Origin of the sequence: Rhodococcus sp. 27YEA6, from assembly GCF_044908235.1 — a bacterium.
Lineage (GTDB): Bacteria > Actinomycetota > Actinomycetes > Mycobacteriales > Mycobacteriaceae > Rhodococcus_F > Rhodococcus_F qingshengii.
The window spans coordinates 846,701-861,963 of record NZ_JBIYCY010000001.1; the positions used below are offsets into that span (position 1 = coordinate 846,701).

15 protein-coding genes are annotated in these 15,263 nt (G+C 62.6%); 7 read left to right on the plus strand and 8 right to left on the minus strand.

Annotation, left to right across the window (positions count from 1 at the left end; all coding sequences use genetic code 11):
- Positions 1–38: 38 nt before the first annotated feature.
- The 4 genes from ABH939_RS04180 to ABH939_RS04195 are packed head-to-tail and all read right to left on the minus strand — an operon-like array spanning position 39 to position 3,854.
- Positions 39–905, minus strand: coding sequence for an acyl-CoA thioesterase II (locus ABH939_RS04180; protein WP_054827295.1), 867 nt, complete (start codon positions 903–905; stop codon positions 39–41).
- Positions 902–1,726: a DUF1295 domain-containing protein gene (locus ABH939_RS04185; RefSeq protein WP_003940080.1), complete on the minus strand. Its 825-nt coding sequence runs from the start codon at positions 1,724–1,726 to the stop codon at positions 902–904. The genes ABH939_RS04180 and ABH939_RS04185 overlap by 4 nt, the downstream gene beginning before the upstream one ends.
- Positions 1,723–2,646 (minus strand): SDR family NAD(P)-dependent oxidoreductase, encoded by a 924-nt coding sequence (locus ABH939_RS04190; protein ID WP_404649359.1) that lies wholly within the window; start codon positions 2,644–2,646, stop codon positions 1,723–1,725. The genes ABH939_RS04185 and ABH939_RS04190 overlap by 4 nt, the downstream gene beginning before the upstream one ends.
- Entirely contained in the window at positions 2,643–3,854 is a 1,212-nt protein-coding gene (locus tag ABH939_RS04195; RefSeq protein ID WP_404649360.1) for an acetyl-CoA C-acyltransferase, read from the minus strand. Before ABH939_RS04195 ends, ABH939_RS04190 begins: the two co-directional genes overlap by 4 nt.
- 123 nt (positions 3,855–3,977) lie before the next feature.
- Between ABH939_RS04195 and ABH939_RS04200 the strand changes: the two genes are divergently transcribed.
- The 3 genes from ABH939_RS04200 to ABH939_RS04210 are packed head-to-tail and all read left to right on the plus strand — an operon-like array spanning position 3,978 to position 7,504.
- Positions 3,978–5,210 carry an acetyl-CoA acetyltransferase gene (locus ABH939_RS04200; RefSeq protein WP_030534916.1) on the plus strand — a complete coding sequence of 411 codons (1,233 nt, stop codon included), beginning with the start codon at positions 3,978–3,980 and terminating at the stop codon, positions 5,208–5,210.
- A gap of 48 nt (positions 5,211–5,258) precedes the next feature.
- The gene (locus tag ABH939_RS04205) at positions 5,259–6,776 is read left to right on the plus strand and encodes a carotenoid oxygenase family protein (RefSeq protein ID WP_003940450.1); all 1,518 of its coding nucleotides are present in this window, start codon (positions 5,259–5,261) and stop codon (positions 6,774–6,776) included.
- Positions 6,773–7,504: a hypothetical protein gene (locus tag ABH939_RS04210; RefSeq protein WP_050654673.1), complete on the plus strand. Its 732-nt coding sequence runs from the start codon at positions 6,773–6,775 to the stop codon at positions 7,502–7,504. Before ABH939_RS04205 ends, ABH939_RS04210 begins: the two co-directional genes overlap by 4 nt.
- A gap of 74 nt (positions 7,505–7,578) precedes the next feature.
- Here ABH939_RS04210 and ABH939_RS04215 read toward each other — a convergent pair whose 3' ends face one another.
- From ABH939_RS04215 to ABH939_RS04230, 4 genes are read right to left on the minus strand one after another with little or no spacing between them, the layout of a single operon-like run.
- Complete coding sequence (locus tag ABH939_RS04215; RefSeq protein WP_404649361.1) at positions 7,579–9,222, minus strand: long-chain-fatty-acid--CoA ligase; 1,644 nt, start codon at positions 9,220–9,222, stop codon at positions 7,579–7,581.
- Positions 9,219–10,274 carry a dihydrodipicolinate reductase gene (locus tag ABH939_RS04220; protein WP_404649362.1) on the minus strand — a complete coding sequence of 352 codons (1,056 nt, stop codon included), beginning with the start codon at positions 10,272–10,274 and terminating at the stop codon, positions 9,219–9,221. The genes ABH939_RS04215 and ABH939_RS04220 overlap by 4 nt, the downstream gene beginning before the upstream one ends.
- Positions 10,271–11,041, minus strand: a complete 771-nt coding sequence (locus tag ABH939_RS04225; protein WP_003940078.1) for an SDR family oxidoreductase — start codon at positions 11,039–11,041, stop codon at positions 10,271–10,273. The genes ABH939_RS04220 and ABH939_RS04225 overlap by 4 nt, the downstream gene beginning before the upstream one ends.
- Positions 11,038–11,625 (minus strand): nuclear transport factor 2 family protein, encoded by a 588-nt coding sequence (locus ABH939_RS04230; RefSeq protein WP_064111724.1) that lies wholly within the window; start codon positions 11,623–11,625, stop codon positions 11,038–11,040. Before ABH939_RS04230 ends, ABH939_RS04225 begins: the two co-directional genes overlap by 4 nt.
- Positions 11,626–11,739: 114 nt before the next feature.
- On the opposite strand from ABH939_RS04230, the gene ABH939_RS04235 reads away from it, so the two are divergent.
- From ABH939_RS04235 to ABH939_RS04250, 4 genes are read left to right on the plus strand one after another with little or no spacing between them, the layout of a single operon-like run.
- Positions 11,740–12,543: an ABC transporter ATP-binding protein gene (locus ABH939_RS04235; RefSeq protein ID WP_021345217.1), complete on the plus strand. Its 804-nt coding sequence runs from the start codon at positions 11,740–11,742 to the stop codon at positions 12,541–12,543.
- Positions 12,540–13,253 carry an ABC transporter ATP-binding protein gene (locus ABH939_RS04240; protein ID WP_003939931.1) on the plus strand — a complete coding sequence of 238 codons (714 nt, stop codon included), beginning with the start codon at positions 12,540–12,542 and terminating at the stop codon, positions 13,251–13,253. Before ABH939_RS04235 ends, ABH939_RS04240 begins: the two co-directional genes overlap by 4 nt.
- Before the next feature lie 3 nt (positions 13,254–13,256).
- Positions 13,257–14,153 carry a branched-chain amino acid ABC transporter permease gene (locus ABH939_RS04245; RefSeq protein WP_003940241.1) on the plus strand — a complete coding sequence of 299 codons (897 nt, stop codon included), beginning with the start codon at positions 13,257–13,259 and terminating at the stop codon, positions 14,151–14,153.
- Entirely contained in the window at positions 14,150–15,238 is a 1,089-nt protein-coding gene (locus ABH939_RS04250) for a branched-chain amino acid ABC transporter permease (protein ID WP_021345215.1), read from the plus strand. Before ABH939_RS04245 ends, ABH939_RS04250 begins: the two co-directional genes overlap by 4 nt.
- The last annotated feature ends 25 nt before the right edge of the window (positions 15,239–15,263 follow it).

Genomic DNA, 15,263 nt, shown 5'->3' on the forward strand with positions numbered 1-15,263 from the left:
CGAGACCGTACCGAATGGTCTGCAGAAAGAGTCGGGAATCACTCGGTGCGGGCAATGAGTAACGCTTCCTGAGTGATCTGGCAGATCTGGAGTCCGGACTGATCGAAGACCGCGGCATTCACTACTGCTCTGCCGGTGTGAGCTGTGGGGGTCGAGTGCTCGAAGAGCAGCCACTCGTCCGCCCGCACAGGGCGTTGAAACCACATCGTGTGATCGAGGGACACACCAGTCCAGTCCGTGTCGAGCGAGTGCTCCTGCCCGATGTCGTAGCCGTGCGGAGTCAGCGCGGTTGCCATCAGCATCAGATCACTGGCATAGGCGAGAGCAGCCACGTGAATCAGCGGATCGTCGCTCAGCCGCTGAGCCGAACGCATCCAGATGTTGCGCGGAGGCGCCGCCGAATGCGTCGTGGGGGCCTGCGAATCGATGGGGGACACACGAATCTCGATGGCGGAGAACTCCTCCCACACCTCTCCCAGCCCGCCGTCTGCCTCGGCCAACTCCTGCAACGTCACGCACTCAGCGGGCGGGAGTGCGGTAGGTACTGCGCGACTGTGAGTGATGCCCTCGTCGATCGAGGAGGCAGAGACCGTCGAACGGCAGACGAGTCGTCCGTCCTGGTGGACGTCGACGCCTCTGGTGGACAGGCGTTTTCCGTCCCGAAGGCGATCTACCGAGAACTCGGTCGCGCGATTCGTCGACCCCGGGCGAAGGAAGTGGGTGTGGACGGAACTGATCGCTTTGCCGTCGGTAACCGTGTGCCCGGCTGCGAGAATCGACTGGGCTACCAGTTGGCCGCCGAACAGCTGAGGCAGCCGAACGCCGTCGTTCGACCCTTGCCACCGGTCCGGGCCGGTCGATTCCAGATCGAAGACGTCGGCGAGACCACTCGTGGGGGCGCTCACGACGCGTGGTTTCGTGCCGGACGGGGTGGACGAGGTAAGAATCCGCTGGTCCGGGCGACGTAGTCGTCGTAGGCCTGCCCCTTGCTCTTGCGCATGCCGCGTTCGAGAAGGGCCTTACCGCTGTAGCTCACCAGCAGTTTGATCATGACGATCGGAGAGACGATCGTGATCAGCGCCAATGGATCACCAAGCGCGAGGATGAACAGTCCGACCCAGACGCATGCATCACCGAAGTAGTTGGGATGGCGGGTCCAGGCCCAGAGCCCACGGTCCATCACCTTCCCGGCATTGGCCGGATCAGCTTTGAAGCGGGAAAGTTGGTAGTCTCCAACCGATTCGAAGACGAAGCCGACGGTCCAGACCGCGATGCCGATCGCGCCGAGGACTCCGAGGGCGCGAAACTCGTACATCGCGAACTGGACGGGCAGCGACACCACGAGAATGAGGACGCCCTGGAGGCCGTAAATTTTGCGAATCAGGAACGGAACCAGCGGTCCCTGTTGATGTTTGAGCAGGGCAGTATAGCGCTTGTCCTGCCCGTGCCCACGGTTTCGGAAGCCGATGTAGAGGCCGAGTCGCATTCCCCACACCACGGTCAGTGCCAGCACGACGAGGCGACGCAGATCGTTGCCGTCCGATCCGATGGACGTCAGGTACGAGACGGCGGCGACGACGGCAAAGCCAGGCCCCCAACAGATGTCGATGATCGAGTGATTGTTCATGCGGATGGCTACGGCCATCACGACTGCGATGAAGACGAGCACGGCGAGTGCGCTCACACCGAAGTTCAGTGCAAGGTCGCCCAGTGGGATGTCGGTCATGCGCGCGCTTTCTGATTGTGGTGGTCGAGCAGTTCGGAAGCGAAGTCCGCGAAGGCTTCCTGTGCGCTCGGATAGGTGTGAGGAGTGCCGAGCCGGCTGGTCACGAGCAGTGCGTCGAGCGCTTTGGCATCGAGTTCTGTGGTGGTGGGTAAGAATTCGGTCGAGCCCTCGACGGCGTCGGCCGAACGCACTCCGTTACCTGCGGTGACGATCACCTGCCCGTTGGTCGTGGACTCGGGATCGACGAGAGCAGTGACCACCGGGGCTACCAGGTCGGCCCCCATGATGTCGATGAATCGTGGATCCATTCCGGACTCGGTCATCTGCGTAGTGGCATAGGGCAGTACGACATTGGTGAACACATTGCGACTCGCGCCTTCGCCGGCCGCGGTGCGGCCCAGTGCGATGACGGCACCCTTACTGGCGGCGTAGGCGGACACGGTGGGTTCTCCGTGCAGTCCTGCGGTCGAGGCAATCATCACGATGCGCCCGAATCCGGCTTCGCGCATCACTCGGGAGGCTTCGGCGGCGACCAGTGCGGTTCCGACGACGTTTGTCGTGATGACGGTGCTGAGGTTCTCGGCGGTGGTGCGATGAAGCATCTGTGGACAGCTGACCGCGGCGCTGGTGATGCAGAAGTCGAGTCGTCCGAACCGAGTGAGAGCGTCGTCCACCAACTTTCGGCCGACCTCGGGGTCGGTGACGTCGTCGTGGTTGGCGACGGCCTGTCCACCGGCTTCGAGGATTTCGTCGACAACCTGATCTGCAGGGCCTCGGCCGCTCGAATCGAGTGTGCGATTCCGATTGTTGACGATCACCGTGACCCCTCGGCTCGCGAGATGCAGTGCGACGGCACGGCCGAGGCCCTTACCCCCTCCCGTGACGACGGCAACGCGGCCGGAGAGTGAACTGACGGTCATGAGGCGATCCGTTCGACGAGCACCGCGACTCCGACACCGGCGGCGCCGCTGACCGCGGCCACACCGTAGCGTCCGTCGCTCCGTACCAGTTCGTCGACACATGCGCCGACGAGAATTGCTCCGGTGGCGCCGAATGCATGGCCCATCGCCATCGTGCCTCCGTTGGGGTTCATGCGGTCCGGCCCGGCGTCAAGATCGCGGCGGAACCGTAGGCAGAGTGCGGAGAACGCCTCTGCGAACTCGAACACGTCGATGTCCTGTGGACGAAGCCCGGCTCGCGCGATGACTGCCTCCACGGCGCTCTGGCCCGCAGTGAGCATGAGGACCGGATTCACCGAAGTCGAGGCGGATCCGATGATCCGTGCGCGAGGGGTCAAGCCGGCTCTCGCCGCGGCTTTCTCGGATCCGAGGAGTAGGAGCGCTGCGCCGTCGGCCATGGCGGGAGAGGATCCGACGGTGTGCAGGTGTTCGATCTTGCCGACCTCAGGGTAGGCGGCGAGCGCGAGTGCATCCTGACCGGCGGCGCCGAGCCCTTCGAAGGCCGGAGGCAGCGCGGCGAGTCCCTCTGCCGTCGTCTCTGCCCTGACCAGTTCGTCGTGCGCGATTCCGGCTTCACCATTTCTGCCGGGGACAGGCACAACGGACCGCTCGAATGCGCCGTTGCGCCAGGCCTCGGCAGCCTTGTGCTGGGTTTCGACGCCGAACGCATCCAACTCGTCGCGGGAGTACCCCTCGATCGTGGCATTCAAGTCGGCGGCAACACCCATATGGATGGAACCGATCTGCGCGATAGTTGCCGGATCGGTCCACAGCGGTCCTCGATCACTGAACATCGGAGTCCGGGAGACGCTTTCGACGCCACCGGCCACGACGAGGGACACGTCGTCGCCGCGAATGCGGGCCGCGCTCTGGCCGACTGCGTCGACGCCGGATGCGCAGAATCGGTTGAGGGTTGCGCCGGGGACGGAGTCGCCCCAACCGGCAAGGAGTGCGGCAGTTCTCGCGATGTTCGCGCCCTGCTCGTCCACCTGCGATGCGCAACCGAGAACGACGTCGTCGATCTGTTCTGCGGCGAGGTTCGTTCGACCCTGCAAAGCCTTGGCCAGGTGGACGACAAGATCGACTGGGCTGTGTTCGTGGAGGGCGCCTCGCGCCGATGCTCGACCGCGCGGCGTTCGCACGTAGTCGAGGACAAAAGCATCAGTCATTTTCAACCCTTCAATTAGTAGAGTTACTCTGCTAGTTGTAGTACGGTTGCGGTGAAATTACAACCGCCGTTGCGCGGGTATCTCGGTGACGTCACCGAGGCCGGATCGGCAAGGGGAGAGGTCATGACTGTTTCGAACATTTGGATTCTCGGCGGGTACCAATCCGACTTCGCACGGAACTTCACCCGTGAGGAACTCGATTTCGCGAACCTTGCCGAAGAGGTGGTGAACCACACCCTGGACGCGGCGAAGGTTCCTGCCACCGACATAGAGGTGATCCACGTCGGTAATGCCTTCGGGCAATTGTTTGCCGGCCAAGGTCAGCTGGGCGCGATGCCCGCCACCGTGCATCCAGACCTGTGGGGTGTGCCCTCGTCTCGGCACGAGGCGGCGTGCGCATCGGGCAGTATCGCTGTACTTGCAGCGATGGCAGACCTGCGCGCCGGCAACTACGACGTGGCTCTGGTGATGGGTATCGAACTGGAGAAGACGGTTCCGGGTGATGACGCGGCTGGCCATCTGGGCGCTGCAGCCTGGGTCGGACACGAAGGTCAGGAAGCAAAATTCATGTGGCCGTACATGTTCGACCGTGTGTCGAAGGAGTACGGGCGGCGTTACGGGATCGACGAATCTCACCTTCGCGCGATCTCGCAGATCAACTTCGCAAACGCGAAGAACAACCCCAACGCGCAGACACGCGGTTGGGCGGTGCCCGATCTACTCGGAAATGCGGGTGGTGACGACACCACCAATCCCGTTGTGGAAGGTGGTGTTCGACGATTCGATTGCAGTCAGGTGACCGACGGTGGCGCCGGGGTTGTGCTGGTGACGGACAAGTACCTCCGAGAGCATCCTGATGCCGCGGCGACTCCGCTGGCCCAGATCGCGGGCTGGGGTCACCGGACAGTTGGTTTAGGTCTCGAGCAGAAGCTGGCCCGCGACGCCGATAATCCCTACGTGATGCCACACGTTCGGGATGCGGTGATGGGTGCCTTCTCCCGGGCCGGAGTCGACCTGGCCGGGATAGACGGGATCGAAACACATGATTGTTTCACGGCGAGTGAGTATCTCGCGATCGACCACATCGGTCTGACCGCGCCCGGCGAGTCGTGGAAAGCCATCGAGAGTGGTGACATCGCCATGGGCGGCAAGCTACCGATCAACCCCAGCGGCGGTCTGATCGGCGGTGGTCATCCGGTGGGTGCCAGTGGTGTTCGAATGCTTCTCGACGCGGCCCATCAGGTGACGGGAACGGCCGGCGGTTTCCAAGTCGAGGGTGCGAGCCGCTTTGCGACGCTCAACTTCGGTGGAAGTACGGCCACCACCGTCAGTTTTGTTGTCGACGCAGTTTCCTGAAAGTGCAGCCCAACCCAGCCTTTCCCCATCAGTCGAAAAGAGAATTCCATGGACGTCGAAATCGTAGGCAAGTTGTTGTCCACCCTTCCCGCCGATGACGATCACCCGTATCGCACCGGCCCGTGGCAACCCCAGACCACCGAGTTCAAAGCGGACAACCTCGAAGTCGTATTCGGTGAGGTTCCGAAAGACCTCGACGGTGTCTACCTGCGTAACACCGAGAATCCGCTCCATCCCTCGATGAAGGCGTATCACCCCTTCGACGGTGACGGCATGATTCACATCGTGGGCTTTCGCGACGGAGAGTCGTTCTACCGCAACCGATTCGTACGTACCGACGGCTTGGCGGCCGAGCAGGATGCCGGCGCTGCGTTGTGGGCCGGGCTTGCCGAGTCTCCCAAACTCAGTCGCCCCGAGGGCGGCAAGGGTGCGCGCACCCGGATGAAGGACGCGTCCAGCACCGACGTCGTCGTTCACCGGGGGACTGCTCTCACCAGCTTCTACCAGTGCGGAGATCTGTATCGTCTCGATCCGATGTCGGCGGAGACACTCGGCAAGGAAAGCTGGAACGGCAAGTTCCCCTTCGAATGGGGTGTGTCCGCGCATCCGAAGGTGGACGACAAGACCGGAGAAATGCTGTTCTTCAACTACAGCAAGGAAGCGCCGTACATGCACTACGGCGTGGTGGACTCGGCCAACGAGTTGGTCCACTACGTCGACGTCCCACTTCCCGGTCCGCGCTTGCCGCACGACATGGCCTTCACGGAGAACTACGCGATCCTCAACGACTGCCCCTTGTTCTGGGATCCGGTTCTGCTGGAGAAGGGCGCGCACGTCGCGAATTTCCATCCCGATATCCCGCTGCGTCTCGGAGTCATCCCACGCCGCGGAAATACCTCTGACATCAAGTGGTTCGAAGCCGATTCGACCTATGTCCTGCACTTCGTGAACGCCTACGAAGAGGGGGACGAGATTGTTCTGGACGGTTTCTACCAGGGTGATCCGGAGCCGTCGGACAACGGTATGGGCAATCAGTGGGAGCGCGCCTTCCGTTTCCTCGCTCTCGATCGCATGCAGACCCGGCTTCACCGCTGGCGTTTGAACCTGGTCACCGGAGCCACGCGTGAAGAGCAACTCAGTGACTCGATCACCGAATTCGGCATGATGAACGGCAATTTCGCGGGTGAGAAGTACCGATACGCCTATGCGGCTTCTGGTAAGCCGTCGTGGTTCCTGTTCGACGGCTTGGTCAAACACGACCTGCTTACGGGGAACGAGGAACGATTCTCCTTCGGTGACGGCGTGTATGGAAGCGAGACCTCGATGGCACCACGCGTGGGTGGTACCGCCGAAGACGACGGCTATCTCATCACGTTGACCACCGACATGAACGAGGACGCGTCCTTCTGCCTGATCTTCGACGCTGCCCGCGTCGGAGACGGACCATTGTGCAAACTTCGCCTTCCCGAACGGATTTCGAGTGGCACCCACTCGACGTGGGCGCCGGGTGCCGAGCTCCGACGCTGGCAGAGTGCCGACACCGCAGCCGAAGCGGTCGGACTGTGACGGGCACGCACGACGCGGGCACGTGGGAGATCCTGCGGCAGGTGGTGATCGGTGCACGAGACCTGGACAAGACCGGTCAACAACTACGTGAAGCGTTGAATCTGGCACCAGGATTCACAGATCCACTGCTCGAAGACATCGGTTTGGCCGACGAGACCTTGGCCGTCGGGCCGCAGGCATTTCTCGAGATCGTCGCACCGCTCGACGAGACGGTCTCGCTGGCGAGATGGATCCGCAAGGGCGGAGGGGAGGGCGGCTATGCACTCTCGATCCAGGTTTCGAACATCGAGCCCTATCTGGAACGTGCAGCTGCGGCCGATGTTCGGACGGTGGCAGATCTCGAGGCCTACGGTCACCGGATCGTCCAACTTCATCCCGGTGATCTCGGACTGCTCGTGGAACTCGACGAGATTCCCGACGCCGACGAGTGGTTCTGGGATGAGACGGAGAAGGAAGTTTCCCTCGATCCCTGGGTCGACGACATCCTCGGCGTCGACGTGTCCTCGCCCGATCCGGCCAGGACGGCGACGCTGTGGGCCGAAGTGTTCGGAAAGGAACCGGTCTCGGCGCAACCACTCTCGATCAGGCTGGGATCACGCGTCGTGTCGTTCGTTCCGGGGGAGCGGTCGATGCTCACTGCAATCGATCTGGCGGCGTCGAGCGGCGCGTCTGCCGTCGAGCCCGGGCTGAGTGTCGGCGGCGTGGAGTTCCGGATTCACCCACGCTGAGCGTGCTTCACATCGAACGACAGAAATCGGGGCCGATCGCTCGAAGCGACCGGCCCCGAATTCGTGTCATGGACTCAAGCGAAGTCCTGTCGCAAACGAGTCTTGAGCAGCTTCCCGCTAGCGTTGCGTGGCAGCTCCTCGATGAACCGAACCGCACTGGGGCACTTGAAGTGAGCCAGTCGCTCGCGTGACCACTCGATGATCTCCGCTTCGGTTGCATCCGAATCAGCAGCTCGAACGACTACGGCAAGGGGAGTCTCACCCCACCGATCGGAGTGAACGCCGACTACCGCCACCTCGCGGATGCCGGGGTGCCCGGAGAGAACACTCTCCACCTCGGCCGGATAGACGTTCTCACCGCCGGAGACGATCATGTCCTTGAGGCGGTCGTGGAGGTAGAGATAGCCGTCCTCGTCGAACGATCCGCCGTCTCCGGTGCGAAGCCAGTCGCCGTCCAACATGGTGGCCGCAGTGGCTGCTTCGTTACGCCAGTAACGCTTCATGACGTGAGCGCCGCCGATGACGACCTCTCCGCGGGTACCGACCGGGACGTCTTCGAGTGTCACGGGATCGACGATGCGGATGGGCACTCCGAACATCGGCTGCCCGACGGACTTCAACCGATGCGCGGTCGACTCGTCGGTCGCCCGATGATCTTCCGGGGTCAGCATGGTGACGCCGCCGGTCGACTCGGTGAGACCGTATGCCTGCAGGAAACTACACCCGAAGACCTCGGTCGCGTCTTGCAACAGGGGCAGTGGCATCGGCGCGGCACCGTAGACCAGGAACTGCAGGGCACTCCAATCTGCCTCGCGCACAGCCGGAAGGGAGGTCAGGACGCTGATCACCGCGGGAACGGCGACCGCATGCGTGACTTTGTACTCCTGCATCAGCGCGACGAGTTCGAGAGGTCCGGCGATGGTCTCGAGCAGTAGAGCGCCACCGCCGAGCGTCGTGACCAGGGCGAGACCCAGTCCGGCCACATGGAAGAACGGAACCGGGCACATAGCCACGGAGTCGGTGTCGAGATCGAGCAGGTGATACATGGTGGCGAGGGCACGGCCGAGGTTGGCGCCGGTGAGTTCGATTCCCTTGGGGTGACCGGTGGTTCCCGACGAGTAGAAGATCAGCGCTGTGTCGTCGGGGCGGCGCGACGTCCCCGGATCGTCGTCGCCGACACCGGAAAGCCAGTCGTTCCACGAGATCGAGTTTCCGGCGCCATCCACCGTGACGACGGTACGGACGCTACCGACCGCCGCGGCGACGTCGGAGAGGCCCTCATCGCCTGCTCCGAGTACGACGACGGTCGGCTCGCTGTTGCTCAGGATGTAGTCGACCTCGCCCGGTGCCAGCCGATTGTTGACGGCCGTCAGAATCGAGCCCATCTTCGAAGATCCGTACAGGACGGAGAGGAAAGACGGTGCATTGGCCCCGATGTACGCCACCCGGTCGCCGGGTCGAACACCATCGCGCAGAAGTGCATTCGCGACACGATTTGTTTCGATGTCGAGTTCGCGGAAACTGGTACGCCCGTCATCGGAGATGACGGCGGTGCTCTCCGGACTGGCAATCGCCCGGCTGCGTAGCAAGTCTTCCAGATTCTGCACGGGGCGACCGTCGGGCAGGAGCGCGTTCACGGAAGGTTCACGGACGGCAGGTTCACCGGTGGCAGGTTCACCGGTGGCAGTCGAACCTACGGCCGTCGGCTGAGTTGTCATGCTGAATGCTCCAATCTGAAGGGGGCAAAGACAGGGGGTTCGAAAATGCCGGCGGGAGCAGCGAGTACATGCTCGACGGCGCGTAGTGCCGGGCCTGCAGTGATGAACTGACCGGCTGTCGTGCGACTGTTCGGATCTTGTGGTTCGACCAGGTTGACGGTCATCACGATCTCGGGTTTGCCGAAGAGGTGGACTTCCCATTGGTCCCGTCCCGCGTATTCGTCGCGATCAGGTTCCATGGTCCAGATGATGGCGAGGGTGAGGAACTGCTTTCCGTCGACTATTGCGTGCCAGCGCCATTCGGTGGTTCCGACGGTTCCCGCGGCGATGCGTCCGGCGGCGACGTCGAGATCCGTACGTGCCGGAACGACCCTGTGATCGGACACGACCTCGTCGTAGGTGACGCCCAGGCGCTCGCACATGAACGCGATGGTCTCGAGGTACAGCGACGCGTACAGTGAGGGCAACGGCCCGGTTCCGTCCAGTTCCTCCGGGGGCGAACCCATTCCCATGACGGTGAACGCGAAGTCGGGGTCAGGCATGCCGCGAGCGTCGAGCACCTCGTCGATCGTAATTCGGTCGAGTTCGATCGATGTTCCCGTCAGCGCCAACGCCAATCTCTCACCGATGACGCCTGGGCTCACCCCGACGCCGAAGAGCGTCGAATCGCCTTCCTTGCATGCTTGGGCGAACATGTGCTCGCGTTCGGTGCCGTGTGCGCGGGGGAAGTGCTGCCCGGCCGTCGTGATCACGTTGATCCCGGCGCGAAGCAGACGGCACAGATCGTCGTCGTGGCGTTCGTACGGAATCTGCAACCGCGGACTGTGGATGAGAACCTGTGGGCGCGAGCGGATGATCTCGTCCACGTCGCGTGTAGCGATCACCCCCGTCGGTGCTCGTCTGGCGATGTCACCGGCGTCTCGACCCGCCTTGGCGTCGCTGTACACGTAGAGGCCGACCAACTCGAGGTCGGGACGATCGATGATTCCGCGTAGCGCCGTCTTGCCGATGGCGCCGGTCGCCCACTGGGCAACACGAATCGGATCGCTCATGATCGGGTGGTCAGTTCGCCGGCGAAGAGGAGCTTGCCCAGTCCGCGTTCGTACCGAATCGGGTCGCGGGCCAGGCGCGCACGCGCGTCGATTGCCATGAAATCGGTGTCGCACGTCCACTCGCCGCGTTGCATGGCGGCGAGTCCGGTTGCCGCGATGTCGAGAGGGTTTTCCTTGTGGCCCTGCACATGTGACGCCATGCGGGTGTCGACGCTGCCGACGATCAACGACGTGACGGTGATGCCGTGCGGTTCGAGTTCGGCGCGAGCGATGCCGCCGAGCGACAGAGCAGCCGCCTTGGCCGGTGAATAGCCACCCATGAAGGCGGTCGGAGCGATTGCGGCCACCGACAGGACGTTGACTATCGATCCTCCGCCGCGGGCGGCGAGTACCGGCGCGAAGGCGCGGATCATCGTCAGAGGCCCGAAGTAGTTGACCTCCATCTCGGCTCGCGCAGCCGCTTGGTCGTCGGCCTCGATCAACCGATTCCCGGTGAACAGTCCGGCATTGTTGACGACCACTGTGGTGTCACCGCACGCCCTGGCCGCTGCATCGACGAGTCCTGGATCGGTCACGTCGAGTTCGACGATGTGTGCTCCGGTGGATCGCAGCTCGGCGGGCGCCTCGTCGGGATTTCTCACCCCTGCATAAATTTTGGCGGCACCCATCGACTTCGCCTGTTGGACGAAGGCCAAGCCGAGCCCTCGATTGGCGCCGGTGACGAGGACAGTCGCGCCCTCTATCGGCGTTCCGCGAAACCTTGTCATGAGTGCTCCTGTGTCTGCCGTGTGTAGATGAGGTCGTCGGGAAATTTCTTGCTCTTCTTCAAAGACGTTTCAGGCGCGAGCATCCCGAAGATCCAGCCTTCGGCTGTGGCCATGTCGTGGTTCCAGTCCCACCGCAGTGCGCGGTGGCGGATTCCCCACCTGCCGTCCTCGTAGCCGAAGCGGTCGATCAGGCGCGCCGAGGTGAGTGTGTCGGCTATGCCGTCCGAGTGCTTGATTCGCGCGAAGGCAAGCACGTAGGACTCGACGTGTGCTGTGTCCCCGTCGAGTTCGACCAAGACGTTGGTCATTGCGTGGGTGGTCAGTGACCGTGGGTGGGTGATGGCCCCGGCGATGTGGTCGATGTAGTCGTCGGCGGTGCCGGTGAAGACACCCCCGTGGTCTTCGGTTGCGCCGGGTAGATAACACCGCCTGGCGTCCTCGACGTCGCCGCGATCGGCGGCTCGGAGGAAACGAGCCAGAACCTCGTAGATTTCCTGCTTGGCGACGAGAGCGTCGACCCGGCTGTAGTCCCTGACGTCTGGGCCCCCGCCGCTGTCGACTGCGTGAATGTTGTTGGACCTCACGATGATGTCCCTTCTCGGCTCCGGATCGGGGGCCGCACGTTGACGGAGTGCCTCTGTTTACTGTAGTAATCTCTATCACACTGTTAATTGAAGTGTCACGAGGAGGTGAAACCAATGCTTGGAAACACACCACCCGCACAACCTGCGAATGACCCGGTCGTACTCACGCTCTCCGATGTATCGATCGAATTCGGCGGAGTCACGGCTCTCGACGACGTCGGCTTCGACGTCCACGCCGGCCAGATCTGCGGACTCATCGGGCCGAACGGCGCTGGTAAGACCACGCTGTTCAACTGCATCACAAGGATTTACGAACCGAGTCGCGGTGTCATCACCTGGCAAGGAACCGACCTCTTGGGATTGCGGCCCTATGCATTGGCATCTGCAGGGATCGCTCGGACCTTCCAGAATCTCGCACTGTTCAGCGGCATGAGCGTCTTCGACAACACCATGGTCGGCGGATCGTCTCGGGGCCGCTTCGGACTGGCGAGCGGGGTTCTCGGCTGGCCTCCAGCGCGCGCCCGAGTCCGAGAACTGCGAGAGAAGGCCTGGTACCTGCTCGAACGCCTCGAACTCGTCGACGTCGCGAACGCGCCGGCAGCAGGCCTTCCGTTCGGAACACTCAAGCGCGTCGAACTGGCACGAGCATTGATGTCCGAGCCTTCGCTGCTTCTGCTCGACGAGCCCGCCGGCGGGCTCACACACAGCGAAGTCAAGGAGCTGGGAGAACTGATCGTCTCGCTCCGCGACGACTTCGGCTTCGGAGCGCTTCTGGTCGAACACCACATGGGATTGGTGCTGGGTATCTCCGATCACGTTGTCGCACTGAACTTCGGCCACAAGATCGCTGAAGGTACTCCGGCGGAGATCCAGCAGAACGACGCCGTGATCAATGCCTATCTGGGGCGAGCGGCATGAGCCTGCTGAGCGTCGATGATCTGCATGCCGGTTACGGGCGAGGCAATGTACTGCACGGGGTTTCGCTCGACGTGGAACCCGGCGGGGTCGCTGTCGTTCTCGGCGCGAACGGTGCCGGCAAGACCACCATGATGCGTGCGCTTGCCGGATTGATTCCGCACCAGGGAACGATCACCTTCAACGGTTCGCCGCTCGGATCCAAACCTGAACGCGCCGTGGCCGCCGGCGTCAGCCTTGTCCCACAGGGCCGTGGAACTCTCGGTCAACTGTCGGTACGTGACAACCTGCTCGTCGGCGCTGCGCTTCGCAACGACAAGGCGGAGATCGAGGCCGACATCGAGCGGTGGTGTGAGACATTTCCGGTGCTCGCGAGGAGGTCCACACAGTTGGCAGGTTCGCTGTCAGGCGGTGAACAGCAGATGCTCGCGGTCGCGCGGGCATTGATGAGCCGTCCCACCCTGCTTTTGTGCGACGAACCGAGCCTGGGTCTGGCGCCCATCGTCATCGCCGAATTGTTCGACACGCTCGGTGCGATCAACCGGAGCGACGGAACTGCACTGCTGATCGTGGAACAGAATGCCGATCTCGCGATGAAACTCGCGTCGAAGGTCTTCCTGCTCGACGTAGGCACCATCGTCGCTGCCGGCACGCCCGAGGAATTTCGTTCGGACGACGTCGTGCGCAGCGCCTATCTCGGGTACCAGGAGTAAACGGTGACACTCTTTCTCGAACGACTCATCTCCGGATTGACCAACGGCTCGATCTACGCAATTCTCGCGCTGGCACTCGTGGTGGTGTTCCGTGCCACCGGCACGATCAACTTCGCTCAGGGCGAGTTGGCCCTGTTCACAACCTTCGTGGCGTGGTGGCTCACAACGATGTCCTGGCCGATCTGGGCCGCGATCGGAGCGGCTCTCGCTCTCGGCTTCCTGCTCGGGGCGTTGATGGAGCGTCTGCTCATCCGGCCGGTTCAACGTAGAAGTGACATGGCAGTGCTGATAGTGGCACTGGGATTGTTCACCGGGCTCAACTCGTTGGCCGGAATGCTGTGGGGGAGCGAAACGAAGATCATGCCGAGCCCGTTTCCCAACGGTCCCACCGACTACATCTCAGTGGGCGGCGCGCGCGTGTACGGCGACGCACTGGGCGTACTGGTTGCGCTCGTTGTCCTACTTGTGTTGATGTCCTTGCTCTTTCGCAAGACGAGAGTCGGTCTGCACATGCGTGCCGTCGCGGACAATGCCGAATCTGCCACTCTCGCCGGAGTTCCGACCAGCCGGATACTCGCAATCGGCTGGGGTGTTGCGGCAGCGATCGGCGCACTGGCCGGTGTCCTGGTCACTCCGCTCTCGCCGCAACAACTCGGCCTCACGACCATGTTCCCGATCTTCATCGCAGCATCTGCGGCAGCGCTGTTCGGCGGTCTGGACAGTCTTGTCGGCGCAGTTGTGGGTGGGTTGACGATCGGTGTTCTGGAATCGATGCTCAGCGGCTACATTTCGGTCATCGGCGGTTCGCTGCAGCAGACATCCGCGCTACTGATCATCGTGGTGATTCTCTTCGTCAGACCCAATGGACTGTTCGGTACCAAGAAACTGGAGCGGGTATGACGACGCTTGCCGAGAGAAATGAACCCGCGGTCGCCGAAAAGGCAGTCAGGCGACCGCGCGTGGTGGTTGCCGGATCGACGTCGTACCGGATACTCCAACTGGTTCTGCTGGTGGCTGCCGTCTGTGCCCTGCTCCTCGTGTCGCAGAGCGCGCCGTTTCGCGTAGGGCAGTTCACGAGTGTCTTCATCATCGCGATTGCCATCGCCGGACTGAATATCGTCAGCGGGTACACCGGACTTCTGTCGATCGGCCATTCTGCCTTCTTCGGCCTCGGCGCGTACACGACCGGCGTTCTGATCGTCGATCGCGGATACTCGCCGTTGACCACAATCCCGATGGCAGTCGTATTGTGTTTCGTACTAGGACTTCTCGTCGGGCTTCCCTCCTTGCGGATCAAAGGGCTGTATCTGGCCCTCGTTACCCTCGCCGTCGCTGTGGCGTTTCCCGAAGTGATCCGCAAGACCGGGGATCTCACCGGTGGCGCGGCCGGCATGGTCGTTCGTGCGAATCTTCTGGTCCCGCCGAAATGGACGGGTTTGACCCGCGCGGACACCTATCTCTGGATCTTCTGGGTTTCGGTAGTGACGCTGGCAGTGGTCATGCTCCTGATCCGCAATCTCGTCAAGAGTCGATTCGGTCTGGCAATGGTTGCGGTGCGCGACAACGAGATTGCGGCGAGTGCAAACGGCATCAACGTCGCGCGGGTCAAGATTCTCGCTTTCGGACTTTCCGGCGCGATCACCGGTCTGGCAGGTTCGCTGTTCACGATGTACATCGGCGCGCTCTCACCCGAGTCCTTTTCGTTGATGAAGTCGATCGAGTTCATCACCGGACTGGTGTTGGGCGGAATCGCAACGCAATTCGGCCCGATCGTCGGGGCTACGGCAGTGGTGTTCCTGCCGTACTACACCGGAAGCGTCACCGACGGCCCCGTGTCGGGAGTGGTGTTCGGCGCGGTGCTGATCGCGATCGTGTTCTTGATGCCGGACGGAATCGTCGGCCGGATCAACAGCGTTCTCCGACGGTTTGTCCTGGTGGTTCCCGCAGATCATCCCAAGTATCGCGAAGGTGAACCCCGCACCTGAGCGCCGTCTCCCTCGCCCACTCTCG

Bases quoted from the DNA above. Each gene is read 5' to 3' on its own strand.
- ABH939_RS04185 (WP_003940080.1), bottom strand. From the start codon at position 1,726: ATGACCGACATCCCACTGGGCGACCTTGCACTGAACTTCGGTGTGAGC.
- ABH939_RS04190 (WP_404649359.1), bottom strand. From the start codon at position 2,646: ATGACCGTCAGTTCACTCTCCGGCCGCGTTGCCGTCGTCACGGGAGGG.
- ABH939_RS04195 (WP_404649360.1), bottom strand. From the start codon at position 3,854: ATGACTGATGCTTTTGTCCTCGACTACGTGCGAACGCCGCGCGGTCGA.
- ABH939_RS04200 (WP_030534916.1), top strand. From the start codon at position 3,978: ATGACTGTTTCGAACATTTGGATTCTCGGCGGGTACCAATCCGACTTC.
- ABH939_RS04205 (WP_003940450.1), top strand. From the start codon at position 5,259: ATGGACGTCGAAATCGTAGGCAAGTTGTTGTCCACCCTTCCCGCCGAT.
- ABH939_RS04215 (WP_404649361.1), bottom strand. From the start codon at position 9,222: ATGACAACTCAGCCGACGGCCGTAGGTTCGACTGCCACCGGTGAACCT.
- ABH939_RS04220 (WP_404649362.1), bottom strand. From the start codon at position 10,274: ATGAGCGATCCGATTCGTGTTGCCCAGTGGGCGACCGGCGCCATCGGC.
- ABH939_RS04225 (WP_003940078.1), bottom strand. From the start codon at position 11,041: ATGACAAGGTTTCGCGGAACGCCGATAGAGGGCGCGACTGTCCTCGTC.
- ABH939_RS04235 (WP_021345217.1), top strand. From the start codon at position 11,740: ATGCTTGGAAACACACCACCCGCACAACCTGCGAATGACCCGGTCGTA.
- ABH939_RS04240 (WP_003939931.1), top strand. From the start codon at position 12,540: ATGAGCCTGCTGAGCGTCGATGATCTGCATGCCGGTTACGGGCGAGGC.
- ABH939_RS04250 (WP_021345215.1), top strand. From the start codon at position 14,150: ATGACGACGCTTGCCGAGAGAAATGAACCCGCGGTCGCCGAAAAGGCA.